The sequence below is a fragment of the Luteimonas padinae genome (assembly GCF_014652935.1).
In the GTDB taxonomy this organism is placed as follows: Bacteria; Pseudomonadota; Gammaproteobacteria; order Xanthomonadales; family Xanthomonadaceae; genus Luteimonas; species Luteimonas padinae.
Genome location: NZ_BMZT01000006.1, coordinates 23,421 through 47,178, shown reverse-complemented (window position 1 = coordinate 47,178; position 23,758 = coordinate 23,421). Strand labels below are relative to the sequence as shown.

Here is a 23,758-nt window from a genome sequence, read left to right as displayed (position 1 = left end):
GCGGATGCCGCGGTGGCTCAGCGGTGGAGTTCGCCGGCGCGCTCGGGCTGGTAGGTGACTTCCTCGATCAGCACCTTGACGGCGCCGCCGCCCGGCTTCGGCCATTCCATCTCGTCGCCCTGCGACAGGCCCAGCAGCGCGCTGCCCACCGGCGCGAGCACGGAGATGCGGTCGGGGCTGCCATCGGCGTCGCGGGGGTAGACCAGGGTGAGCTTGAAGGTCTCGTCGGGGCCGACGCGGAAGCGCACGGTCGAATTCATGGTCACCGTGGTCGGCGGGATGTCCTTCGGCGCAACCACGTCGGCCCGCAGCAACTCGGCCTCGAGCGCCTCGCGGCCGGGGAAGGTGCCGTCGGGGAGGGATTCGAGCAGGCTCTCCAGCCGCTCCGCATCCAGCGTCGAGATGGTGATGTTGGGTCGGGTGTTCACGCGTGCGTCTCCTGCAATGCGCTTGCCGCCAGCAACGCGCCCCGGCGACGTTTCGCGTCGGCCGGGGCGCGGGTGGGCTGGCGGCGATGGTGTTCGTTGCCGTCAATGTAGCGGCAGCGGCCCGCGATCTCAATCGGTCCGTGCGGTCCCGTCGTGGCGCCAGTGCCAGGGCTCGTGGACGATGCCGTGCGGGTTGCCGCGCGGGTAGCTCATGGTGAAGCCGAGGCCGCCGGCGTTGGCCTGGAGCCAGGCGAAGGCCGGCGTGTCCTCGAAGGATTCCTCGGCGGCCGGCTCGCCCGGCGCGCTGATGTCGATGGCGCGGCCGGAATGGTGTTCCGACCAGCCCGGGGCGGCGTTGACCGCCAGGATCGCGTCGATGGACTGGCCGCGGGCCAGCTTGCGCTGGAAGATCCCGGCCTGGTGGTCGTGGCTGCGGTAGCCGGACACCGCTTCCAGCACCACGCCGTCCCGGGCGGCCGACGCGACCAGGTGGCGCCAGCCGCGCGCGGCGTCGGCGCGCAGCCACAGCGCGCGGCCGTAGCGGTCGCGCCCGGCCCAGGCCAGCCATGCCGGCTCCGGCTCCAGGGCCAGTCCCGTGCGCTCAGCGTAGGCGTCGCCGTCGATGCCGAGGATGTCCAGCCATTCGGCCAGCCGGGTCGGCGGCAGGTCCGGCACGGCGTCGATGCCGGCGCGCAGGGCCGGATGACGCGGGCGGGCGAGGGTGCGCAGGGCGGCGTCCAGGCCGGGTTCGCGCGCCAGCCGCGGCACCAGCGGCCGCAGTCCCTCGGGCAGGTCGGCGGCGAGCAGGACGCCGTCGCGCTTGCGCCTGAGCACGGTGCGCGCGCGCGCGAGCACGCGGGCGTCGCGGTTGCCGCGCGCACGCAGCACGCCGCCCGGCCACAGCTCGATGTCCGGGGTGTTGGCGAGGATGGGGTCGCGGCCGCGCATGGTGACAGGCTAGCCGCTGATGGCGGGACGCGCCATCGCGCGGGGCTGCGCGGCCGCTCGCCCGCGCGTCTCTGCCAAGATGTGCGCCCGCCCCTCTGGAGCCGCCCACCGATGACAGGCCGCGACGGCTATGCCGTGTTCTTCTTCCCGCAGGCGCTGGAGGCGCTGGGCGATGCCATCAAGCCGTACATCCAGGACAACCCGGCGGTGGGCCCGCACGTCGCCTGCGACGAGGTCGATACCGCCGGCGCGCTGATCGAGATGACGCTGAAGGGACGGATGCCCACGGGAGAATACGTGGACCTCGAGCTGATGGTGCCGTCGTCGATGGTGCGCATGATCGTGTCGCGGCAGAGCGGGGGCGTGTTCGGCTTCGGCCCGCGCAGCTACGAGGCCTCTGCGCCGCCGCCCGTCCTGCCGACCATCGGGCCGTCGGCGCCGCCCGCCGAGGCCCCCGCGGAGGCCGTGCCGGACAGCGCCGCCGCGGGATCGCCGGCGCTGGAAGGCGAGCCGTCCGGGGACGCCGCCGGCAAGCCGGCGCCCTGACGCCGCGCCATGGAGGTCGCGCCCGCCGCCGGACGCCGTCCGTCGCGCCGGGACCGCCGCCTCAGTCGGCCAGGTCCACCCAGACCAGGCGGTGGTCGGTGCCGTCGACGACGTCGGCACCGTCCGTGCCGGGCGCCGGCCAGTACACGCCGGCATCGAGCAGCCGGAACCCGGTCGACGGCAGCGCGTAGTCCAGGCGCAGCGGCCCCACGCGCGGGCCGAAATCGCCGGTGGCGTGCGCCACGTCGCCGCGGCGGCCGGCCTTGTCCGCGCCTTCCGCGTGCGCCGCACCCTCGCTGCGCGGGGTGGCCGCGCGCAGCACGCGCGGGTGCCCGAGCAGGTCGACGATGGCCTGGTGGCGGCCGTCGCCGTCGGCGGGATCGTTGTTGAGGTCGCCGAGGACGACGAAGCGCGCGTCGGCATCCAGGCCGCCGCAGCGGCCGGCGTCATCGCAGAGCCAGGACAGGTCGCCGCCACCCAGGTAGTCGGTCCACAGACGGATCTCGTCGTGGTTGCGCGCGCCGTTGCGGTCCTCGGGGCCGTCGAACACGGGCGGCGTGGGGTGCGAGGCCAGGACGTGCACCGTGCCCAGCGGCGTGCGCACCGGCACGTCCCAGTGCGATTTCGACGACAGCCGCAGCTTCGACCAGGTCGCGTCGTCGTGCCAGGGTGCGCCGGTGGCCGGATCGACGGGGCGTGCGGCGCCCGGCATCGCGCTCCAGGACAGGCGCTGGAAGGTCCGCGCCGCCGCGGCGTCGATCGGATGCATCGACAGCAGCAGCATGCCGTACTGGCCGGGGTGCAGCCCGTAGCCCCAGGCGTCGTTGCCGCGCTCGCGCGCGCCGGCGGCGTCCTCGCCCTCGACCGGCGCCGACGCGGCGACGTGGCCGCTGCGGTCGAGGTCGAGCCCGCTGGGCACGCCGGTGTTGACCGGTGCGAAGTAGCGGTAGGGATAGCGCAGCGCGGCGCCTCCGCCGGCTTGCGGCACTTCCAGGTAGGCGCGCTGGAAGGCGTCCGCGGCGCGTCCGGACGGGTCGTGGTCGAACTCGTTGACCAACACCACGTCGGGGCGGACGCGCTGCAGCACCGCCGCCACCTTGCGTGCGTTGGCGTCGCCGGATTCCAGGCGGCGCAGCAGGCCGCCCGCCTCGTCGGAGTAGAGCGAGGCGTTGTAGGTGGCGACGCGGAGGGTGTGGGTTTGAGTCATGGCCTGGCCGGGATCGCCGTGGACGTTGACGCGCACGCAGCCGGCGAGCAGCGCGCAGCAGAGCAGCGCGAGGAGGCGGCCGCTCATGCGCCGGCGTCCGGGGGCAGCGGCCGCCACGTGCGGCCGTCGAACTGTTCGAGGGGTTGGTATCTGCGCTTGTAGTCCATTTTCCGGTGTCCGGGGATCCAGTAGCCAAGGTAGAGATGGCGGCGTCCGTCGCGGCGCGCCCAGTCGATCTGGTGAAGGATCGCGAGCGTGCCGAGCCCGCGCGCGGACTGCTCGGGATCGTAGAAGGTGTAGACCGCCGACAGCGCATCGTCCACCAGGTCCGTGACCGCCACCGCCAGCAGCCGGCCATCGGCGCGCAGTTCGAGGAAGCGCCCCTGCGACCAGCTGCCGACCAGGAACTGGGCGAACTCGGCCTTGCCATGGTCGTCCATGCCGCCGCCGGGATGCCGGCCGGTGAGATAGCGGCGGTAGAGTTCGAAGCGCTCGCTGCTCTCGCCGGCCGGCAGGATCCGCGCCTGCACGTCCGCGTTGCGGGCCAGGCAGCGGCGCTGGCTGCGGTCGGGCACGAAGGCCTCCACCGGGATCCGCACCGGGACGCAGGCGCGGCAGCCGTGGCAGTGCGGGCGGTAGACAAGATCGCCGGAGCGGCGGAAGCCCCAGGACAGCGCGCGCGCATAGGCCTCGGCCAGGCGCGGGTCGCCGGGGTCGAGTACGAGGTCGCGCGCGGCGCGTTCGGGCCAGTAGCCGCAGGGATGCTCCGCGGTGTGGAACAGGCGTAGCGGTGCGGACTCAGCCATGGCGGGCCCGCGGCGACTTGGCATGGACGGCGCTGGTCATCGCGGCAGGATACTGCGCCGCGTCGCATCCCCTGCGAACCGGCTGGAGGCTGAACGCGTCGGGCCTGGGGTCAACCGCGTCCGGGGCCATGCGTTGACCGGTGCACCTGCAGCAATGCCGCTGCCAGCAAAGGAGTCACGCATGAAGCGTCATGCCCTGTTCTTCGCCACCGCCATCGCCGTGGCTTCCCTTGGTGCCGCCGGCCTGGCCGTCGCCCAGTCCGCGCCCGCCGCCAAGGCGGATGCTTCCGCCGGGGCCGCGCACGCCGACGCCGCGGGCGACCGTGCGAAGCGCCACGGCCGGGGTCACTTCGGCCATCGTGGCCACGCCATGCACGGCGGCATCGAGCGCATGGACACCGACGGCGACGGTCGCGTCAGCCGCGCCGAGTTCGACGCCGCCAAGGCCGCGCGCGACGAGGCTCGCGAAGCCCGCATCGCCAAGCGTGCGGAAGCCGGCGCCGCCAAGCCGCAGCGCGCCGACCGCGGCGGGCGTCACGAGCGCGCAGGCATGCCGGCCGGCCCGCGCATGGGCTTCGATTTCGACGCCATCGATGTCAACAAGGACGGCTACATCGTCCGCAGCGAGGCCGCCGAGCACCAGGAGCGCATGCGCACGCAGATGCGCGAGGCGGGCGAGAAGCGCTTCGCCGAGGCCTTCGCCGCCGCCGACCTCAACAAGGACGGCAGGCTGAGCCGGGTCGAGGTCGACGAGAAGATGCCTCGCCTGTCGAAGCGCTTCGCGTGGATGGACGACAACCGCGACGGCTTCCTCAGCCGCGCCGAACTCGAGGCCGGCAAGCGCCGCTGAGCGCAGCGTCCACGATGATGGGGTGGCGCCGGGACGACCGGCGCCGGGGCCCGCGCTTCACGGCGCGGGCCTTTTTTCGTATTTCGTGGCGTGAGCCTCAGCCCTTGAGGTACAGCAGCACCAGGCCGCCGATGATCGCCAGGTTGCTGATCACCACGCCGCTGGGGCCGAAGGTCAGCCGGTACAGCAGCTGGCGCATGCGCGCGCCTTCGGGGTTGCGCATGGCGTCGCGGCGCAGCAGCGGATTCATGACGCGCGCCAGCGGGCCGAGCAGTTGCCAGTTCAGCACCGCGATCGCCGCCAGCGCCAGCGCATAGGTCGGCACCAGGCTGTCGAACACGAACGCGGAGGCCAGGGTCAGGCCCACCGCCACCAGCGAGGTCCAGATGTAGGTGTGGTAGACGCGCAGGATGTCCGCGCGCTCGGACTCGTCATCGGCGTAGGCGGTGAGCATCTTCCGGCACAGCCAGGCGGTGACCAGGCCGGCGAGCAGGCCGCCGCCGAGCGCGCCGGCCGTGCCCAGCACACCCTTGCCAAGCACGCTGCCGAGCACGCTGCCGCCGACCTTGGCGAAGCCCGCCGCCGCGGCCGGGCGGCTGAAACCCAGCATCGCGGTGACGCCGACCGCGAACGCGGTGCCCGGCGCCGTGGCGCGCGCGAACTCGCTGAAGCGCGACAGCAGGTCGCCGCGCAGGCTCTTGCGCGCGCGCGACAGCCGCTTGCGCACGGCGGCGTCGGACAGGCCGAGCAGCTCGGCCACCTGGCGCGAATTCTGGCCCTCGCGGTAGTACAGCAGCAGCACTTCGCGGCTGTCCTCGGGCAGCTCGGAGATCAGCTCGGCCGCCATGCGCTCGCGCTCGGCGTCGATCAGCTGCTCTTCGGGCAGCAGCGACGGGTCGGCGGCATGGCTGATCGCGATCTCCGCGACCTCGCCGCCGATCGCGCGGTTGCGGTGGCGGCGCAGGTGGTCGAAGGCCAGGTTGCGGGTGATCTGGCGCAGCCAGGGCAGGAAGCTGGACGGGTTCTGCAGGCGCCTGAGGTTCTGCCAGGCGGAGAGGAAGGCCTCCTGCGCGATGTCCTCGCTGGCCGTCGGGTCGCGGGTGATCGCCAGGGCCACGGCGGTCACCGTGTTCTGGCTGGCGACGATGATGCGCGTATAGGCCTGCTCGCAGCCACCGGCGGCGGCGGGCAGTTCGCGGTGGATCAGGGCGTCGATGGCACAGGCGGTCATGGGCGGGTCGCGTGGCGGTGCCGGGCGGGCACCATCCTAGCCAGACGGGGCCCGGCGCGGAACGTGACCGATGGCCGCCGGATGCGGCCGTGCGGGGCACCTGCGGCCCGGGCCGACCGGGACGGGCGTGCTTGCGCCAGCCGGGGCGTGGCTCAGGGCGCGGGCTCGCGCAGCCAGTCGCGGCCTTCGCGGCGCACCGCCAGGGTCCGTGCGTCGCCGTCGTCGACAGCCACCTGCACGGTGCCGGCACCGGAGCCGTCGGTGCGGTACCCGGAAACGGAGACGGTCAGGCGGTCGCCGGCGCAGGCCGAGGCCGCCAGCACGTCGAGCCCGGCGGCGGCGAGTTCCCGCAGCAGTTCCGGGTCAGGGTCGATGCCGTCGATGGCCAGGCAGCCGCGGGAGGTGCCGGCCGCGGCCAGTTCGGCGCGCAGCAGGGTGGCCGCGAGGGCGGGCGGCGTCGCGACCGTGAAGGCCTCCTCCGGAAGGAAGGCGACCTCGGGCATGCCGGGCAGGTCCGGCTGTGCGGCCGGGGCGGACGTCGGAGCGGCCGGGGCGCGACCTGCGGCCCCGTCCGCGATGCCGGTATCGTCGCGGCCAGCGCGCCAGGCCAGCAGCGCCAGCGCCGCGGTCACCGCTACGGCCAGCAGCAGGCCGTAGCGGAAGCGGCCGGCGCCGCGCGCGGGCTGCGCCGCCGCCTGCGTGGACGACGCAGTCCCGCCAGGCAGGAAGCTGTCCCCGCGCACCGGCGACTGCAGCAGGCCTGCTTCGCGCAACATGCGCCGCGCCTCGGGCTGCTGGTCCGAGCGGATCACCCACACCGAAGGCCGCGGCCCGCCGCCGCCTTCCTCGCGATAGCTGAAGTTGCCGCGGATGGCGCCGCGGTAGGAGCGTCCGTTGTTGACGCGGACTTCGATGCCCGCCTCTTCGAGCATCCTCGCCACCGCCTCGACGTTCTCGATGCGGGGGCTGGAAAACACCTGGCGCACGGCGTCAGCTCCCGGCCGCGGCCGGTGCGGGGGCCCCGCCGACGACGCGGATCATGCCTTCCTGGGCGGTGCTCGCGACCAGGCGGCCCTGGCGGTCGTAGATCAGGCCGCGCGCCAGGCCGCGCGATCCCTGCGCGCTCGGGCTGTCGATCGAATACAGCAGCCAGTCGTCGGCGCGGAACGGCCGGTGGAACCAAAGCGCGTGGTCGAGCGACGCCATCTGCACGTTGGGCGTGTAGTAGCTGATGCCGTGCGGGAACGTGGCCGTGCCCAGCAGATGGAAGTCGGAGGCGTAGGCCAGCAGCGTGCGGTGCAGCTCGGGCGCATCGCCGACCTTCTCGGCAAGGCGGAACCAGACCTGCTGGTAGGGCGGGCGCTTGGGCGGATTGAGCTCGTCGCGCGGATAGACGTGGCGGAACTCGAAGGGGCCGCTGCGGTCGAGCCAGCGCTGGACCTTGGTCGGCAGGGTCGCCAGCACCTGTTCGGGGATGGCGTGCGCGGGCTCGATGTCCTCCGGCTTCGGCACCTCGGGCATCGACAGCTGGTGCTCGGCGCTGTGCTCGGCGTCCTGGAACGAGGCCGCGCAGAAGAAGATCACCTTGCCGTGCTGGATCGCGGTGACCCGGCGCACCGAGAAGCTGCCGCCGTCGCGGGTGCGGTCGACGTCGTAGACGATCGGATGCTCGATGTCGCCGGCGCGCAGGAAATAGGCGTGCAGCGAGTGCGCGCCGCGCGGCTGCGTCAGCGTGGCCTGCGCGGCCGACAGCGCCTGGCCCAGCACCTGGCCGCCGAAGACGTACTTCGTGCCGATGTCGCGGCTCTGGCCGCGGAACAGGTTGTCCTCGAGGCGCTCGAGGGTGAGCAGGTCGAGGAGTTCGGAGGCAGGGGCGGGGGCGTGGTCGGGCATCGCGCGAGTATAGCTTTGGCGCCCGGCGGGGAGCCGGCTCGGGCCTGCATATGCAGCCTTCCCCTTGCCTTTATGTAGGAGCAGCTATAGCTGCGATCGCCATTCCCGCGGCGCCAATCGCGGCTGTAGCCGCTCCCACAGATGGGGCGACGGCGGCGCGAGGAAGATCAGCCGGTCAGTGGCAGCCGCTGCAGCGGCACCGCTTCGAGCACCCGCGGCCACGGAAACATCGGCCCCGGGTCGCGCTTGCGGTGGACCAGGACCGAGGCGTCGTTGCTGGCCGGCACCTGGTCCGTATCCAGGTCGTCGTGGCCGGCGATCCAGCGCAGTGCCGGCAGCTCCGCGCACAGCGTCCGCAGCAGGACCGCCAGCGCCTCGAGTTGCTCTTCGGGATAGGGCTCGTCCATCGCCTGGTGGCGCGAATCCAGCCAGTGCGGGAAGCGGCCGCTGTTCACCAGTTCGATGCCCACCGAGCGCGGATTGAAGCCGCGCACGTGGTGGGCGATGCGGGCGGGATCGACCCAGCGCTCGATGCCGCCGTCGCGGTCGACGTACCAGTGGCCGCTGTTGCCGGTGCCGCTGGCCGGGTACAGCACGCGTTCGCCGTATTCCCGCGCCGTCGCCAGGTCGGGCAGTTCGGTGCAGTGGATCACCACCAGGTCCACCTGGAACAGCGGCCGCGCGTCCAGCAGGCGTTCGTAGGGCAGGGGGTGGATGCGCACGTCGCGGCCCGGGCTGGAGACGGCCGCGATGCTAGCATTCACGGTTCCCCCGGCACCGGCGACACCATGAGCCTTCGCGGCCACTGCATCCTGTCCCACGGCTTCGAAAGCGGCCCCGACGCGACCAAGGTCACCGCGCTGGCCGAGGTCGCCGAGCGCCTGGGCTGGAGCCACGAGCGTCCCGACTACACCGCGTTCGACGCGAAGCTCGAGCTGGGCCGGCACGGCGACGTCGCCGCGCGCCTGGCGCACCTGCAGGCGCTGGCGGCCGCCCGTGCCGCGGACGGCCCCCTGGTGCTCGCGGGATCGAGCCTGGGCGCCTGGATCTCCGGGCGGATGTCGCTGCAGGTCCCGGTGCGCGCGCTGTTCCTGATGGCGCCGCCGATCAATCGCGGCGGCGAGTACCCGCTGGAGGCCGCCGCCGTGCCGACCGCGATCATCCATGGCTGGGACGACGAGCTGATCCCGGCCGCCGATGTCATCGCCTGGGCCGCACCGCGCCGCGACCGCCTGCTGCTGGTCGACGACGGCCACCGGCTGTCCGGCCACGTCGACGCCTCCGCCGCGCTGTTCGCCGAACTGCTCGGGTCGCTGGCGCCGTGAAGTTCTTCGCGAGCTGCGGCAAGGGCCTCGAATACCTGCTGGCCGACGAGCTGGTCGCGCTCGGCTGCGAGCGCGCCACCGCCACCGTGGCCGGCGTCAACGTCGAGGGCGAACTGCCCGACGCGCAGCGCGCGGTGATGTGGTCGCGCCTGGCCAGCCGGGTGCTGTGGCCGCTGGCCGAGTTCTACTGCGACAGCGAGGACGCGCTGTACCGCAACGTCGCGGCGCTGCCGTGGCAGGAGCATCTGGCGCCGGGGCGCACCCTGGCGGTCGACGCCCGCGTGTCCGGCGATGCCATCACCCACGCGCGCTACGCCGCGCAGCGGGTCAAGGACGCCGTGGTCGACAGCCTGCGCGCCGGGACCGGCGAGCGCCCGGACGTCGACCTCGAGTCGCCGGACCTGCTGCTCAACCTCGTGGTGCGCAAGGGCCGCGCGGTGCTGTCGGTCGACCTCGGCGGCGGCGCGCTGCATCGCCGCGGCTGGCGCCGTGCCCAGGGCGATGCGCCGCTGAAGGAAACCCTGGCCGCGGCGGTGCTGCTGCGCGGGCATTGGCCGCAGGTGCACGCCGAGGGCGGCGCGCTGCTCGACCCGATGTGCGGCAGCGGCACCCTGCTGCTGGAAGGCGCGGCGATGGCCGCCGACGTCGCGCCCGGGCTGCTGCGCCACGGCGGCGCGGTGCCCTCGCGCTGGAGCGGCTTCGACCTCGCCGCCTGGGACGCGCTGCGCGCCGAGGCGCTGCAGCGCGAGCGCGCCGGCCGCGAGGCGCTGCGTCCGGTGTTCTTCGGCAGCGACGTCGATCCCGCCGCGCTGCGCGCCGCGCGTGCCAACGTCGAAGCGGCCGGCTTCGCCGAGGCCGTCCAGTTCGACGAGCGCCAGGTCGCCGCGCTGCGGCCGATGCAGCAGGTGCGCGGCCTGGTGGCCAGCAATCCGCCCTACGATGCCCGCCTGGCGGCCGACGCCCAGCTCTACCGCGGCCTTGGCGACGCGCTCAGGCGCATCGCGCCGTACTGGCGCGCGAGCCTGCTCTGCGGCAGCCCCGAGCTCGCGCGCGCCACCGGCCTGCGCCCGCAGAAGGTTTACCAGGTGTTCAACGGCGCGCTCGAGTGCGCGCTGCTGGTCGCTGACCCGGTGCAGCCGCCGCTGCGTGAGGACAGCGCGCCGCGGCCGCTGGGTCCCGGTGCGCAGATGCTGGCCAACCGGCTGCGCAAGAACCTGCGCGCGTCGAAGTCCTGGCGGGTGCGCGAGGACGTGTCCTGCTATCGCGCCTACGACGCCGACCTGCCGGAATACGCGGTCGCGATCGACGTCTACACCGAGGCCGACGACCCCGACGCGAGCTGGCTGCACGTGCAGGAGTACGCCGCGCCCGCCGACATCCCCGAGGCCGACGTGCGCCGCCGCTTCGGCGAGGTGCTGGCCGCCGCGCGCGAGGTGTTCGGCGTGCCGCGCGAGCGCATCGCCACCAAGGTCCGCGCGCGCGGCAAGGGCGGCAGCAAGTACGCAGGCGCCGGCGGCCCCGAGCGTCGCGGCGAGTACATCACCGTGCGCGAAGGCGCCGCGCGCCTGCGCGTGAACCTGTTCGACTACCTCGACACCGGCCTGTTCCTCGACCACCGCCCGCTGCGCGCGCGGCTGCAGCGCGAGGCGCGCGGCAAGCGCTTCCTCAACCTGTTCTGCTACACCGGCGCGGCCACCGTGCACGCCGCCGTGGGCGGCGCCGCCAGCACCACCAGCGTCGACCTGTCGGCGACCTACCTGCAGTGGGCCGCGGACAACCTGCGCGGCAACCGCGTCGACGGCCGCCCGCTCGGCGGCCAGGCGCACCGGATGGTGCAGGCCGACGCGGTCGCCTGGCTGGAGGCCGACGACGGCGAATACGACCTCGTGTTCTGCGATCCGCCGACGTTCTCGAACTCCGCGCGCGCCGACGACTTCGACATGCAGCGCCAGCACGTGCGCCTGCTCCAGGCCGCGGTGGCGCGGCTGTCGCCGCACGGCGTGCTGTACTTCTCCAACAATTACCGGCGCTTCCGGCTGGACGAGGAGGCGGTGGCGGCGTTCGCGGCCTGCGAGGACATCACCGCCGGGACGGTGCCGCCCGATTTCGCTCGCAACCCGCGGATCCACCGCGCCTGGCGCCTGCAGCTGCGCTGATGGCGCCTGCGGGGGCCGCCGTCGGGCGGCCGCGACCGCCGGCACCGCAGCGTTGCAGGGGCGGGACTTCCGCGCCGGAGCCGCGGCACCATGATGGAGGGAGTCCCCAGGAGGAGTCCGCCATGGCCACGACCCGCTTCGATTCCACCCGCGTGGTGCGCAAGGTGCGCGGCAGCGCCGCGTCCGACGGCGCGGGCGTCAAACTCACGCGCGTCATCGGCGGCCCCGGGCTGCCCGACCTCGACCCGTTCCTGCTGCTGGACGAGTTCGGCACCGACCGCGCCGAGGACTACATCGCCGGCTTCCCGGAGCATGCTCGACGGCCGCATGCGCCATCGCGACAACCACGGCAACGAAGGCCTGCTGGTGCCCGGCAGCGTGCAGTGGATGACCGCCGGCCGCGGCCTGGTGCACTCGGAAATGCCCGAGCAGGAGGAAGGCCGCATGCGCGGCTTCCAGCTGTGGGTGAACCTGCCGGCGAAGGACAAGATGACCGAGCCGCGCTACCAGGAGTTCGCGCCCGACCGCATCCCGGTGGCGCGTCCCGCCGCGGGCGTGGAGGTGCGCGTGATCGCCGGCGAACTGGACGCGGGCGACGGCGGCCGCGTGCGCGGGCCGATCGAGCAGCCGGCGACATCGCCGCTGTACCTCGACGCCACGCTGGAAGCCGGCGTCGCCTGGGAGCACCGGTTGCCCGAGGGCCACAACGCCTTCGCCTATGTCTTCGAGGGCGAGGCCACGCTCGGCTCCGGTGACGAAGCCCGCGCCGTGGCCAGCCAGGAGCTGGCGATCCTCGGCGGCGGCGACCTGCTGCGCATCCAGGCCGGCGCCGAGGGCGCGCGCGTGCTGCTGATCGCCGGACGGCCGCTGCGCGAACCGGTGGCGCGCCACGGGCCGTTCGTGATGAACACGCGGCAGGAACTCATGCAGGCCTTCGTCGACTTCCAGGAAGGCCGCTTCTGACCGCTGTGGAGCACGGTGACAGAAGAAGGGCGGCGCCGGTGCGCCGCCCTTCTTCGTCATGCAGTCCGCCTCGCGCGGGTCAGTCCGCCGCCGCCGGCTCGCGGCCCAGCCAGCCGTAGATGCCGCCGCCGACCACTGCGCCCAGCAGTGGCGCCACCCAGAACAGCCACAGCTGGCCCATCGCACCGGAGCCTGCGAACAACGCCACCGCGGTCGAACGCGCCGGGTTCACCGAAGTGTTGGTGACCGGGATGCTGACCAGGTGGATCAGGGTGAGCGCCAGGCCGATGGCCACCGGGGCCAGCGCCGCGGGTGCGCGGCCGTGGGTCGCGCCCATGATCACGACCACGAACATCGCGGTGAGCACCGCTTCGCACAGCGCGGCGGCGACCAGCGAATAGCCGCCCGGCGACAGCGCGCCGTAGCCGTTGCTCGCGAAGGCGCCCGCGGCCGCGGGGTCGATCGAGAACCCCGGGTTGCCGCTGGCGATGAGGTACAGGATCCAGCCTGCGAAGGCGCCACCGGCCACCTGGGCGATGATGTAGGGCACGAGCGCCGACACCGGGAAGCGGCCCCCGGCCCACAGGCCCACGCTGACCGCCGGATTGAAGTGCGCGCCGGAAATGTGGCCGAAGGCATAGGCGCCGGTCAGCACCGTCAGGCCGAAGGCCAGCGCGACGCCGTGGAAACCGATCCCCAGCGGATTGCCGTCGCCGCCGAAGTGCGCGGCGAGCACGGCGCTGCCGCAACCGCCAAGGACCAGCCAGAACGTGCCGATGAACTCGGCCGCGAGTTTCCTGATCATGTTGCCCCCTCGATATCGGGCGGCCGGGCTGGCCGCCCTCTCCGGGGGATACGCTAACTCCGGGCAGGCCCGGAGATGTTCGCGCCGCGTTAAGCCGGCGCCGGCCGGATCAATTGATCGAGAGGCGGACGTCGTCGAAGCGCAGCGTTTCAGCCAGGGACATCGCCTGCGACATGTCCTGCTCGTTGGTCGCGCGCGCCGAGATGTGGGCGACGTGCCTGGAATCGAGTTCGACCAGGGTCTCGCGCACCTCGATGCCGACGCTGCCGGAGAGCTCGCTGCGGTACCACCAGTTCGGGTCGCCGTCGATCCGGGCTTCCTGGATGCGGTTGGCGCGTCGCGGCTTGAACGGCGCGTCGTCGGTGATCATCACCGCCAGCACCTGGTGCCCGTCGCTCTCGCGGATGGCCTTGCAGAAGGTGTAGCCGTCGCCGTCGAGCCGTTCCCATGCCGTGCCGCTGTTGGCCGGCAGCGTCGGGCAACTGCTCGACGACTGGGCATGGGCAGTGCCCGCCAAAAGCAGGATGGCCGTGGCCAGCAGAGTCTTCGCTTTCATGATGTCCCCCTGGGCAGCGCCTGAGCATGCGCCCCGTCTTCTGGAGAGTGTCTGGTGCGGCGCGTCAAAATCCGTGATGAATGTCACGCTTTGCGGAGCGAATGCGAGGTTTCCCGCGGATCCAGGCTCGGACGGCCGCCGGCGTGATGCCGGCGGCGGACCGTGCGCGGGTCACGCAGGGAAGTGGCTGACGGTGAGCGTGGCGCGGCCATCCGCGTCGAAGCGCACGTCGTAGCGGCCGCCGTAGACGCTTTCGTCGATCGGGTCGACCTCGCAGCCGCACAGGGCGGCGACGATGCCGGGCACGGTGTTGCTGTGGCCGACCACCAGCACGAAGCCGCTGTCGTTGGCGCGGCGCAGCTGCCTGGCGAATTCTTCTGCGGGGAGCGCGGCGTCGTAGGTCCGCACGTCCAGTCCGTGTGCCTGCGCCGCAGGTTCCGCGGTCTGGCGGGTGCGCCGGAAGTCGCTGGACCAGGCCGCGACCAGCGGCTCGTCGCGCAGCGCTGCGGCCAACGCGCGGGCGCGTGCGTGGCCGGCATCGGACAGCTCCGGATCGCGCGCGGTATCGCTGGCCTTCTCGGCGTGGCGCACGACCACGATGGTCAACGGCGTAGGCGGGGGTCCGACGATGCCCGCGGGCCCGATGGCGAAGGAGGCCGGCGATGCGGCCGCGGCGAAGGCCAGGGTGGCGAGGAGGGCGCTGCGCATGGGGCTACAGCATACGCCGCGATTCATGCCCCGCCGTGCCCGGTCCCGCGCAGCTCCGCGTCCAGCGCCGCCAGCCGCGCGGGCGTGCCGACGTCGGTCCAGCGGCCGCGGTGGTGTTCGCCCGTCACCCGTGACCGCGCCATGGCCGCGCGCAGCAGCGGCGCGAGCTTGAAGCGCGGCGGGGTGTCGCCGGCGCCGGTTGCGTCGCCGATCACGTCGCGCCAGCCGTCGAACAGCGACGGCCGGTACACGCCGATGCCGGCGAAGGTGAGCCGTTCGGCGCCCTCGCTGGAGACGGTGCCGCCTGCGTCGAGCGCGAAGTCGCCGCCGCGGTTGTGCTCCGGGCTGTCGACCAGCACCAGGTGCGCGTCGCCGCGCGGCGACGCCGGCAGTCGCGCGAAATCGAAGTCGGCCCAGACATCGCCGTTGACCGCGATGAAGGGGGCGTCGCCGAGCAGGCTCAGTGCCTGCCACATGCCGCCGCCGGTCTCCAGCGGCGTCGGCCCTTCGTAGGAGTAGTCGATGCGCAGGCCCCAGCGCGCGCCGTCGCCCAATGCCAGCGGGAAGCGGTCGGCCAGCCACGACGTATTGACCACGACGTCGCGCACGCCGATCGCCGCCAGCTTCTCGAGGTGCCAGGCGAGCAGCGGCTTGCCGCCCACGGCCAGCAGCGGCTTGGGCGTGGTGTCGGTCAGCGGACGCATGCGCTCGCCGAGCCCGGCCGCAAGGACCAGCGCCTTCACGTCGCCGCGCCTGGCCGCTCGCCGGCGACGGCCAGGGCCGGACGCACGTGGCGATCGAGCACTCCGGCGAGCGGCGCGAGCTCCGGGTGCCGCGGCAGCGCTTCGTCGAGATAGGCGAGGAAGCGCGGCGCATCGGCGATGTATTTCGGTTTTCCGTCGCGGTGCTTCAGCCGAGCGAAGATGCCGAGCACCTTCAGGTGGCGCTGGATGCCGATCAGGCGGGCATCGCGCAGGAAGCGTTCGGGCGCCGCCGGGACCGGCACGCCGGCGTCGCGGGCACGGGCGTGGTAGCGCAGCAGCCATGCGTCCACGCGTGCGGGCGGCCAGCTCAGGAACGCGTCCTTGAACAGGCTGGTCGCGTCGTAGGCCACCGGCCCCGCCACGGCGTCCTGGAAATCGAGCACGGCCAGCCCATCGGCCGCCGGCATCAGGTTGCGCGGCATGTAGTCGCGATGCACCAGCACCCGCGGCTGCGCAAGGGCGGCATCGACGAGCACGCGGTAGGCGAGGTCGAGCGCCTCGAGGTCGCCGCAGTCCAGCGTGGCGCCGAGATGGCGTCCCAGGAACCAGTCGTCGAACAGGCGCAGTTCGCGGCCGAGCATGGCCTCGTCGTAGCGCGGCAGGTCGTCGGGCGCGGGGATGGCCTGGATGCGCAGGAGCTGGTCGATGGCGGCGTCGAAGTGCGCATCGGCGTTGCCGGCGTCGATCACGTGCAGAAGGGTGTCCACGCCGAGGTCCTCGAGCAGCAGGAAGCCGCGCTCGACGTCGCACGCGAGCACCCGCGGCACCCGCACGCCGCCGCGCTCGAAGAGCTCGTGCATGCGCAGCCAGGGGCGCACGTCCTCCAGCGCCGGTGGCGAATCCATCACCACCAGGCTGTCGTGGCCCGGGGCGGTGGCGCGCCAGTAGCTGCGGAACCCGGCATCGGCCGAGGCACGCGCCAACGCCAGGTCTGGCCGCCCGGTGGCGGCGCGGGCCCAGTCGTCGCGCTCGCCGGCGCGGGGGTCTTCGGTGGCGGTGCTCATGCGGTCTCCGGGCCGGCGGGGCGGCGTCGCGCACAGGGTAAACTGCGGGCTTCCCGCACGACACCACAGGCCCGCCGCACCATGACCCAGCTGCAACCCGTGCTCCTGTCCGGAGGCTCCGGCACGCGGCTCTGGCCGCTCTCGCGCGAGGCCTATCCGAAGCAGTTCCTGGCGCTGTCGGGCGACCGCACCATGCTGCAGGACACCTGGCTGCGGGTGGCGCCGCTGGCGACGCTGGCGCCGATCGTGGTCGCGAACGAAGAGCACCGGTTCCTGGCCGGCGAACAGCTGCGCCAGGCCGGCGTGGACGGCGCGGCGATCGTGCTCGAGCCGGTCGGCCGCAACACGGCGCCGGCGATCGCCGCGGCCGCGCTGCAGGCCATGGCCGGCGGCGCCGATCCGCTGCTGCTGGTGCTGCCGTCCGACCACGTCGTGCGCGACGCTCCTGCCTTCCAGGCGGCCGTGCGCGAGGCGATGCCGGCAGCGGAGTCCGGTGCGCTGGTGACCTTCGGCATCGTGCCCGAGGCGGCCGAGACCGGCTTCGGCTACATCCAGGCGGGGGCGGGCCAGGCGGGGGCGGGCCAGGCGGGCGAAGGCGTGCGCGAGGTGCTGCGCTTCGTCGAGAAGCCCGACGCCGCCACCGCGCAGGCCTATGTCGACGACGGCGGCTACTACTGGAACAGCGGCATGTTCCTGTTCCGGGCCTCGCGCTACCTCGAGGAGCTCGGCCGCTTCCGCCCGGACATGCTCGATGCGGTGCGCGCTGCGTTCGACGGCGCCGCGCGCGACGGCGACTTCGTGCGCCTGGGCAAGGACGCCTTCGCCGCCGCGCCCTCGGATTCTATCGACTACGCGGTGATGGAGAAGACCGACCGCGCGATGGTGCTGCCGGTGGACATCGGCTGGAACGACGTCGGCTCGTGGTCGGCGCTGTGGGCGGTGAGCGAACAGGACGCCGACGGCAACGCGCACAACGGCGAGGTCATCGCCGTCGACAGCCACGGCAGCTACGTCTGGTCGCGGCGCATGGTGGCCCTGGTCGGCGTCGACGACCTGGTGGTGGTCGAGACCGACGACGCGGTGCTGGTCGCCGCCAAGGACCGCGTGCAGCAGGTCAAGGACGTGGTCGCGCGGCTGAAGGCCGACGACCGCAGCCACGCCGTGCTCCACCGCGAGGTGCATCGCCCCTGGGGCAGCTACGACTCGATCGATCAGGACGAGGGATTCCAGGTCAAGCGCATCAAGGTCAAGCCCGGCGGGCGGCTCTCCCTGCAGTCCCACAGGTGCCGCGCCGAACACTGGATCGTGGTCCGCGGCACCGCGCGCGTCACCCGCGACAACGATGTCTTCGAACTGCATGCCAACCAGTCGACCTACATCCCGCTGGGCGCGAAGCACCGGCTGGAAAACCCCGGCACCGAGGTGCTGGAGCTGATCGAGGTGCAGTCGGGCGACTACCTGGGCGAGGACGACATCGTCCGCTACGAAGACGTCTACGGCCGCTCGTGAGCGACGCGGGCGCGATCGACCGGCAGCTCGACCGCCTCGAGGCGGAGAGCCTGCACATCCTGCGCGAGGTCGCCGGCCAGTGCCGCCGGCCGGTGATGCTGTATTCGATCGGCAAGGACAGCTCGGTGCTGCTGCACCTGCTGCTGAAGGCCTTCGCGCCGGCGAAGCCGCCGATCCCGCTGCTGCACGTCGACACCACGTGGAAGTTCCGCGAGATGATCGCCTTCCGCGACCAGCGCGCGGCGGACACCGGCGTGGACCTGCGCGTGCACATCAATCCCGACGGCGTGCGCGAGGGCATCGGCCCGCAGAGCCACGGCGCCAGCCGCCACACCGAGGTGATGAAGACGCTGGCGCTGAAGCAGGCCCTGGCCGCGGGTGCGTACGACGCCGCGATCGGCGGCGCGCGCCGCGACGAGGAGAAGTCGCGCGCCAAGGAGCGCGTGTTCTCCTTCCGCGACGGCAACCAGCGCTGGGATCCGCGCCGGCAGCGCCCGGAGCTCTGGAACCTGTACAACGCGCGGGTCAATCCCGGCGAGAGCACGCGCGTGTTCCCGCTGTCGAACTGGACCGAGCTGGACGTCTGGCGCTACATCCGCCGCGAAGGCATCCCGGTAGTGCCGCTGTATTTCGCCGCCGAGCGCCCGGTGGTGGAACGCGACGGCACCCTGGTGATGGTCGACGACGACCGCTTCCGGCTGCGCGAGGGCGAGGCGCCCGCGATGCGCCGCGTGCGCTTCCGCACCCTCGGCTGCTACCCGCTGACCGGCGCGGTGGAATCCGATGCCGCCGACCTCGACGCGATCATCGCCGAGATGGAAGCCGGGACGCAGTCCGAGCGCGCCGGCCGCCTGATCGACCACGCCGAGGGCGATTCGATGGAGAAGAAGAAGCGCGAGGGCTACTTCTGATGGCGCGCGATTTCCTGCGAATCGTCGCCTGCGGCAGCGTCGACGACGGCAAGAGCACCCTGATCGGCCGCCTGCTCGCCGAGGCCGGGCGCGTGCCCGACGACGAGCGCGCCGCGCTCGCGAAGGCCAGCGCGACCCACGGCACGCGCGGCGGCGACATCGACTACGCGCTGCTGCTCGACGGCCTGGAGGCCGAGCGCGAGCAGGGCATCACCATCGACGTCGCCTGGCGCCACCTGGACACGCCGCGCCGCCGCTTCCTGATCGCCGACTGCCCCGGGCACGTGCAGTACACGCGCAACATGGCCACCGGCGCCTCGGTCGCCGACCTCGCGATCGTGCTGGTCGACGCCACCCGCGGGCTGCTGCCGCAGACCTTCCGCCACACCGCCATCGCCTCGATGTTCGGCGTGCGCCACGTGCTGCTGGCGGTGAACAAGATGGACCGCGTCGGCCACGACCGGGCGGTGTTCGAGGCCATCGCCGATGCCTACCGCGCGCACGCCGGGAAGCTCGGCATCGCCGACGTCGCGGTGATCCCGCTGGCCGCCGCCACGGGCGCCAACGTCACCACGCCCGCGCGCGACGCCATGCCCTGGTACCCCGGCCCGACGGTGCTGGAACACCTCGAATCGGTGGTGGTCACGCCGCGCGGCGCCGGCCTCCCGGCGCGGCTGCCGGTGCAGCTGGTGCTGCGCGACGGCGACGGCGGCCGCTGGCTGGCCGGGACCCTGGCCTCCGGCACGCTGCGCCCGGGCGATGCCATGCGCATCGAGCCCGACGGCGTGGCCGCGACCGTGGCGGCGCTGCGCCGCTCGGGCGAGTCCGCCGCGGAAGCCCACGCGGGCGAAGCGGTCTCGGTGCGGCTGGCCGAGGACGTCGACGCCGCGCGCGGCGACGTGCTGGCCGCCGCGTCCGCGCCGCTGGCCGCCACCGACCAGTTCGTCGCCGACCTGCTGTGGTTCGACGAGGCCGCGCTGCTGCCCGGTCGCCGCTACCAGCTGCAGGCCGGTACCCGCGTCGTCGGCGCGCGCGTGGGCGAGATCAAGCACCTGCTGGATCCGGAAACCCTGCAGCCGCTGGCCGCCAAGCGCCTCGAGGCCAACGACATCGGCGAGGTCGCGCTGGCGCTGGACGCGCCGATCCCGTTCGCCCCGTATGCCGAAGAGCCGGCGCTGGGCAGCTTCATCCTGGTCGACATGCTTACCCGCGCGACCGTGGGCGCCGGCATGGTGCGCCACGGCCTGCGCCGCGCCGACAACCTGCACTGGCAGGCGCTGGACGTGACGCCCGCGGTGCGCGCCGCGCTCAAGGGCCAGCGTCCGCGCTGCGTCTGGTTCACCGGCCTGTCCGGCGCCGGCAAGTCGACCATCGCCAACCTCGTCGAACGCGGCCTGGTCGCGCGCGGCTGCCACACCTACCTGCTCGACGGCGACAACGTCCGCCACGGCCTCAACCGCGACCTCGGCTTCACCGACGAGGACCGGGTAGAGAACCTGCGCCGCATCGCCCACGTGGCGCGGCTGATGACCGACGCCGGCCTGATCGTGCTGGTGAGCTTCATCTCGCCGTTCCGCGCCGAGCGCGCCTCGGCGCGCGCGCTGTTCGACGACGGCGACTTCATCGAAGTGTTCGTCGACACGACGCTGGCCGAAGCCGAGCGCCGCGACGTCAAGGGCCTCTACGCCAAGGCGCGCCGCGGCGAGCTGCCCAACTTCACCGGCATCGACTCGCCCTACGAGCCGCCCGAGGCGGCGGAGCTGGTGCTGGACACGATGTCCGGGGGCCCGGAAGCGCTTGCGGAGCGCGTCATCGCGCGGTTGCTCGACTAGCTGTGGCCGGGCGCAGCCGGCATGCGATTTGACCTGCGCCCGGTCCCGCGCGGATCACCACGAAAAAGCCGGGGCATGCCCCGGCTTTTCGCAGCTCCGAAGTCCGTCAGCGCCGGCGCTTGCCGTTGATCGCCTCCGCGATGAACAGGATCACGATCGCGCCGACCAGCGAGGCGATGAAGCCGACCTTTTCGCCCTCGGCGTACCAGCCCAGCAGGCGCCCGATCCAGCCGGCGAACAGCGCGCCGACGATGCCGAGGACCACCGTGAGGATGATGCCGATGTCCTGCTTGCCGGGCTTGATCAGGCGCGCCAGCACGCCGACCACGAAGCCCACCAGGATGATCCAGAGCCAGCTGCTGCCGCCGAACACACCTTCCATTGCCGCCCCCTTCGAGTCGATGAGGTCGGGAGCTTAACAGGCCCCGGGGCGGTGCCAGCGGGCGACCGCCCCGTGCCGCGATCAGCAGCAGCCGTGGTCGCCGTGGCGCGTGCCGCTGTCGGCCGCGACCGCGGAGCCGGTGGTTTCGCCGCGGCTGCTCGCCGCCTGGTGTGCCGCGATCACGTGGGCCACGCAGGCGGTGACCCGCTTGCCCATGTCGATGTGCAGGAACTCGTTCGGGCCGTGGGCGTTGGAATGCGGGCCGAGCACGCCGGTGATCATGAACTGCGCGCCGGGGAACTTCTCGCCGAGCATGCCCATGAACGGGATCGAGCCGCCTTCGCCCATGTACATCGCCGGCCGGCCGTAGAAGGCCTGGCTGGCGGCGTCCACCGCGCTTTCCAGCCACGGCGCCATCGCCGGGGCGTTCCAGCCCGAGGAGGCCTTCTCGAGCTCGAGGGTGACCTTGGCGCCGTTCGGCGGATCGCTGAGCAGCGCTTCCTGCAGCAGCTCGCCGGCGCGCTTGCCGTCGAGCGTGGGCGGCAGGCGCAGCGACAGCTTCACCGCGGTGTGCGGGCGCAGCACGTTGCCGGCCGATTCCAGCTGCGGCATGCCGCCGATGCCGGTCACCGACAGCGCCGGGCGCCAGGTGCGGTTGAGCACCAGTTCGGCGAGCTCGTCGCTCATCGGGGTCATGCCCGGCAGGAAGGGGAACTTGTCGAACACCGCCGTATCAAGCACTTCGGCGCACTTCTCCGCCTGCTGCTGGCGCTCGGCCGGGATCTCGACGTGCAGGCCCTCGAGCAGGATGCGGCCGGTCTTCTCGTCCTCGATGCGCGACAGCAGCTGGCGCAGCAGACGGAAGCTCGATGGCACCACGCCCGAGGCGTCGCCCGAATGCACGCCTTCCTCCAGCACCTTCACGGTGAAGTTGCCGCCGGCCAGGCCGCGCAGCGAGGTGGTGCACCACAGCTGGTCGTAGTTGCCGCAGCCCGAGTCCAGGCAGACCACCAGCGACGGCTGGCCGATGCGGTCGGCCAGGTGGTCGACGTAGGCGGGCAGGTCGTAGCTGCCGGACTCCTCGCAGGCCTCGATCAGCACCACGCAGCGCGCGTGCGGCAGCTTCTGCTCCTGCAGCGCCATGATCGCGGCCAGCGAGCCATAGATGGCGTAGCCGTCGTCGGCGCCGCCGCGGCCGTAGAGCTTGCCGTCGCGCAGCACCGGCTTCCAGGGGCCAAGGTCCTCGTCCCAGCCGGTCATCTCCGGCTGCTTGTCGAGGTGGCCGTAAAGCAGCACGCAGTCGTCGGCGTTGCCGCCGTTGGCCGCCGGGATGTCGATGAAGATCAGCGGCGTGCGGCCTTCCAGGCGGATCACCTCGAGCTGCATGCCGGGGATGTCCTGTGCGCGCGCCCAGCCTTCCATCAGGCGCACCGCGTCCTCCATGTAGCCGTTGGCGACCCAGTCGGCGTCGAACATCGGCGACTTGTTGGGGATGCGGATGTATTCCACCAGCTGCGGCACGATCTCGTCGTCCCACTTGGACGAGACGAAGCGCTCGGCGCGGGTCGGGTCGATCAGGCTGGTGTCCATGGCGGCGTCCTGTGTTCTGCGGTGAAACGCGCATTCTACGCCCCCGGCGTCGGGCTTTCCGGACAGCAGTCGGCGCGGGCGGCTGGCAGGCAGGCGGGCATTGCGGCGATGCCGTGGCTCCCCGGCGACGTCGGAGACTGGCCGCGCCGGTGCCAGGAAGGCCCCGGCGGTCAACGGAATCCACAACGCAAGGAGAGCGCCATGAAGCCCCTGAAATCCGTGCTTGCCCCCGTGCTGCTGTCGCTGCTGATGGCCGGCAGCGCCTTCGCCAGCGAGAAGGTCAACATCAACACCGCCGACGCCGCGACCATCGAGCGGGTCATGGTCAACATCGGCATGTCCAAGGCCGAGGCCATCGTCGCCTACCGCAAGGCCAACGGCGCCTTCAAGAGCGCCGACGAGCTGGTCAAGGTCAAGGGCGTGGGCCTGAAGACGGTGGAGCGCAACCGCGACCGGATCGTGGTGGGTGGCGGCGCGGCGGGCAAGCCGGCGGCCGCAACCCGGCCCGCGGCGAAGTCCGCGGCCACGGGTGCGCCCGGCAAGTCCTGACGCCCGGGAATGCATCCGGCGCAGGGACGCGCCGGGAGGGCGGTGGCGCGGCGCGACATCGCGTGCCGTGTCCCCGGCCATGGACGAGGTCCGGGACGCATGGAGGCGTCCCGCGCCTCGTGCACGGCTACACTTCTCGGATGCGCAGCGACGTCGATTCCGTGCGGCATCTCCCCGCGTGCGGGTACCGGCGCCTGCGCTGGCGCAACGGCCTCGGCTGGACGCGGGAGATCCATGCGGCCGGGTCGGAGGGTCCGGGCGGGGATGGCTGGGACTGGCGGCTGTCGATCGCCGAGATCGAGGCCGATGCCGCGTACTCGGCCTTCCCCGGCACCGATCGCGAGCAGGTGCTGCTGTCGGGCGATGGCCTGGTGCTGGACTTCGGCCACGGCGACCTGCGACCGCTGCTGCCGCCGCACGGCCGCCAGCGCTTCGGCGGCGAGGTCCCGGTCACCGCGCGCCTGCAGTTAGGCCGGGCCGAGGTGTTCAACCTGATGTGGCGTCCCGCACGCGCTGCACCGCGGCTGTGGCACCGCCCGCTGGTGGGGTCGATGCTGCTGTTCGCCGAACCCGGGGACTGCTGGGCGGTGCACGTCATGGCCGGCCAGGCGATGCTGGATGGCGGACGCGCGGCGCCGCTGCTCGAGCGCGGTGACAGCGTCCTGCTCGACGCCTCGCACGCGCGCAGCCGGTACATGCTGGAAGGCAGCGGCGAGCTGCTGCTGGTGCAGGTCGCGGCGGGCTCCGGTGCCGGCGCCGGCGTCGCTCAATAGACGTCGCTCAATAGACGTCGCT

The 23,758-nt window shown here is 72.8% G+C and carries 24 protein-coding genes and 1 pseudogene; 10 read left to right on the top strand and 15 right to left on the bottom strand.

The genetic code is table 11. The features are described 5' to 3' along the window. Window positions 1-17 precede the first annotated feature (17 nt). Together rnk and IE168_RS08120 are read right to left on the bottom strand one after the other, a co-directional pair. Entirely contained in the window at window positions 18-428 is a 411-nt protein-coding gene (gene rnk, locus IE168_RS08125; protein WP_189497039.1) for a nucleoside diphosphate kinase regulator, read from the bottom strand. 129 nt (window positions 429-557) lie between these two features. Next, complete coding sequence (locus IE168_RS08120; RefSeq protein ID WP_189497037.1) at window positions 558-1,376, bottom strand: M15 family metallopeptidase; 819 nt, start codon at window positions 1,374-1,376, stop codon at window positions 558-560. 111 nt (window positions 1,377-1,487) lie between these two features. Between IE168_RS08120 and IE168_RS08115 the strand changes: the two genes are divergently transcribed. After that, complete coding sequence (locus tag IE168_RS08115; RefSeq protein ID WP_189497035.1) at window positions 1,488-1,922, top strand: hypothetical protein; 435 nt, start codon at window positions 1,488-1,490, stop codon at window positions 1,920-1,922. Window positions 1,923-1,983: 61 nt separating this feature from the next. On the opposite strand, the gene IE168_RS08110 is transcribed toward IE168_RS08115, so the two are convergent. Continuing rightward, on the bottom strand, window positions 1,984-3,216 hold the full coding sequence (locus tag IE168_RS08110; protein ID WP_189497033.1) for an endonuclease/exonuclease/phosphatase family protein: 1,233 nt from the start codon (window positions 3,214-3,216) through the stop codon (window positions 1,984-1,986). After that, entirely contained in the window at window positions 3,213-3,935 is a 723-nt protein-coding gene (locus IE168_RS08105) for an arginyltransferase (protein WP_189497032.1), read from the bottom strand. Before IE168_RS08105 ends, IE168_RS08110 begins: the two co-directional genes overlap by 4 nt. 181 nt (window positions 3,936-4,116) lie before the next feature. Here IE168_RS08105 and IE168_RS08100 point away from each other — a divergent pair, with 181 nt between their 5' ends. Beyond that, a complete protein-coding gene (locus IE168_RS08100) occupies window positions 4,117-4,785 on the top strand; it encodes an EF-hand domain-containing protein (protein WP_189497030.1) in 669 nt (222 codons plus the stop codon). Window positions 4,786-4,882: 97 nt separating this feature from the next. Here IE168_RS08100 and IE168_RS08095 read toward each other — a convergent pair whose 3' ends face one another. From IE168_RS08095 to IE168_RS08080, 4 genes are all read right to left on the bottom strand, one after another. After that, window positions 4,883-6,016 carry an RNA polymerase sigma factor gene (locus tag IE168_RS08095; RefSeq protein ID WP_189497028.1) on the bottom strand — a complete coding sequence of 378 codons (1,134 nt, stop codon included), beginning with the start codon at window positions 6,014-6,016 and terminating at the stop codon, window positions 4,883-4,885. Window positions 6,017-6,168: 152 nt separating this feature from the next. Beyond that, on the bottom strand, window positions 6,169-7,002 hold the full coding sequence (locus IE168_RS08090; protein ID WP_189497026.1) for a putative signal transducing protein: 834 nt from the start codon (window positions 7,000-7,002) through the stop codon (window positions 6,169-6,171). 4 nt (window positions 7,003-7,006) lie between these two features. Next, window positions 7,007-7,909 carry an acyl-CoA thioesterase II gene (tesB, locus tag IE168_RS08085; RefSeq protein WP_189497024.1) on the bottom strand — a complete coding sequence of 301 codons (903 nt, stop codon included), beginning with the start codon at window positions 7,907-7,909 and terminating at the stop codon, window positions 7,007-7,009. A gap of 167 nt (window positions 7,910-8,076) precedes the next feature. Beyond that, entirely contained in the window at window positions 8,077-8,673 is a 597-nt protein-coding gene (locus IE168_RS08080; protein ID WP_386659715.1) for an N-acetylmuramoyl-L-alanine amidase, read from the bottom strand. 24 nt (window positions 8,674-8,697) lie between these two features. Between IE168_RS08080 and IE168_RS08075 the strand changes: the two genes are divergently transcribed. From IE168_RS08075 to IE168_RS08065, 3 genes and pseudogenes are all read left to right on the top strand, one after another. Then, window positions 8,698-9,234 (top strand): alpha/beta hydrolase, encoded by a 537-nt coding sequence (locus IE168_RS08075; protein ID WP_189497022.1) that lies wholly within the window; start codon window positions 8,698-8,700, stop codon window positions 9,232-9,234. Beyond that, entirely contained in the window at window positions 9,231-11,390 is a 2,160-nt protein-coding gene (rlmKL, locus tag IE168_RS08070; RefSeq protein WP_189497020.1) for a bifunctional 23S rRNA (guanine(2069)-N(7))-methyltransferase RlmK/23S rRNA (guanine(2445)-N(2))-methyltransferase RlmL, read from the top strand. The genes IE168_RS08075 and rlmKL overlap by 4 nt, the downstream gene beginning before the upstream one ends. Before the next feature lie 122 nt (window positions 11,391-11,512). Further along, window positions 11,513-12,353: pseudogene (locus IE168_RS08065) on the top strand (pirin family protein). Between the two features lie 79 nt (window positions 12,354-12,432). Here IE168_RS08065 and aqpZ read toward each other — a convergent pair. The 5 genes from aqpZ to IE168_RS08040 form a co-directional block, all read right to left on the bottom strand. Further along, the gene (aqpZ, locus tag IE168_RS08060) at window positions 12,433-13,158 is read right to left on the bottom strand and encodes an aquaporin Z (protein ID WP_189497018.1); all 726 of its coding nucleotides are present in this window, start codon (window positions 13,156-13,158) and stop codon (window positions 12,433-12,435) included. Window positions 13,159-13,267: 109 nt separating this feature from the next. After that, window positions 13,268-13,714, bottom strand: coding sequence for a hypothetical protein (locus IE168_RS08055; RefSeq protein WP_189497016.1), 447 nt, complete (start codon window positions 13,712-13,714; stop codon window positions 13,268-13,270). Between the two features lie 171 nt (window positions 13,715-13,885). Then, a complete protein-coding gene (locus tag IE168_RS08050; protein WP_189497014.1) occupies window positions 13,886-14,422 on the bottom strand; it encodes a SixA phosphatase family protein in 537 nt (178 codons plus the stop codon). Window positions 14,423-14,445: 23 nt separating this feature from the next. Next, a complete protein-coding gene (murU, locus tag IE168_RS08045) occupies window positions 14,446-15,165 on the bottom strand; it encodes an N-acetylmuramate alpha-1-phosphate uridylyltransferase MurU (protein WP_189497012.1) in 720 nt (239 codons plus the stop codon). Beyond that, the gene (locus IE168_RS08040) at window positions 15,162-16,190 is read right to left on the bottom strand and encodes an aminoglycoside phosphotransferase family protein (RefSeq protein ID WP_189497010.1); all 1,029 of its coding nucleotides are present in this window, start codon (window positions 16,188-16,190) and stop codon (window positions 15,162-15,164) included. The genes murU and IE168_RS08040 overlap by 4 nt, the downstream gene beginning before the upstream one ends. 81 nt (window positions 16,191-16,271) lie before the next feature. Between IE168_RS08040 and IE168_RS08035 the strand changes: the two genes are divergently transcribed. Genes IE168_RS08035 through cysC form a run of 3 tightly spaced genes read left to right on the top strand, consistent with a single transcriptional unit; the run spans window position 16,272 to window position 20,442 of the window. Further along, entirely contained in the window at window positions 16,272-17,699 is a 1,428-nt protein-coding gene (locus IE168_RS08035) for a mannose-1-phosphate guanylyltransferase/mannose-6-phosphate isomerase (RefSeq protein WP_189497008.1), read from the top strand. Continuing rightward, window positions 17,696-18,610 carry a sulfate adenylyltransferase subunit CysD gene (gene cysD / locus IE168_RS08030; protein WP_229823257.1) on the top strand — a complete coding sequence of 305 codons (915 nt, stop codon included), beginning with the start codon at window positions 17,696-17,698 and terminating at the stop codon, window positions 18,608-18,610. Before IE168_RS08035 ends, cysD begins: the two co-directional genes overlap by 4 nt. Next, the gene (gene cysC, locus IE168_RS08025) at window positions 18,610-20,442 is read left to right on the top strand and encodes an adenylyl-sulfate kinase (RefSeq protein WP_189497006.1); all 1,833 of its coding nucleotides are present in this window, start codon (window positions 18,610-18,612) and stop codon (window positions 20,440-20,442) included. Before cysD ends, cysC begins: the two co-directional genes overlap by 1 nt. A 106-nt stretch (window positions 20,443-20,548) precedes the next feature. On the opposite strand, the gene IE168_RS08020 is transcribed toward cysC, so the two are convergent. Then, window positions 20,549-20,824 (bottom strand): GlsB/YeaQ/YmgE family stress response membrane protein, encoded by a 276-nt coding sequence (locus IE168_RS08020; protein WP_189497004.1) that lies wholly within the window; start codon window positions 20,822-20,824, stop codon window positions 20,549-20,551. An 81-nt stretch (window positions 20,825-20,905) separates the two neighbouring features. After that, the gene (locus IE168_RS08015; protein ID WP_386659704.1) at window positions 20,906-22,414 is read right to left on the bottom strand and encodes a M20 family metallopeptidase; all 1,509 of its coding nucleotides are present in this window, start codon (window positions 22,412-22,414) and stop codon (window positions 20,906-20,908) included. A 201-nt stretch (window positions 22,415-22,615) separates the two neighbouring features. Here IE168_RS08015 and IE168_RS08010 point away from each other — a divergent pair, with 201 nt between their 5' ends. After that, window positions 22,616-22,963 (top strand): ComEA family DNA-binding protein, encoded by a 348-nt coding sequence (locus IE168_RS08010; protein WP_189497002.1) that lies wholly within the window; start codon window positions 22,616-22,618, stop codon window positions 22,961-22,963. Window positions 22,964-23,103: 140 nt separating this feature from the next. Next, a complete protein-coding gene (locus IE168_RS08005) occupies window positions 23,104-23,736 on the top strand; it encodes a HutD/Ves family protein (protein WP_189497000.1) in 633 nt (210 codons plus the stop codon). The last annotated feature ends 22 nt before the right edge of the window (window positions 23,737-23,758 follow it).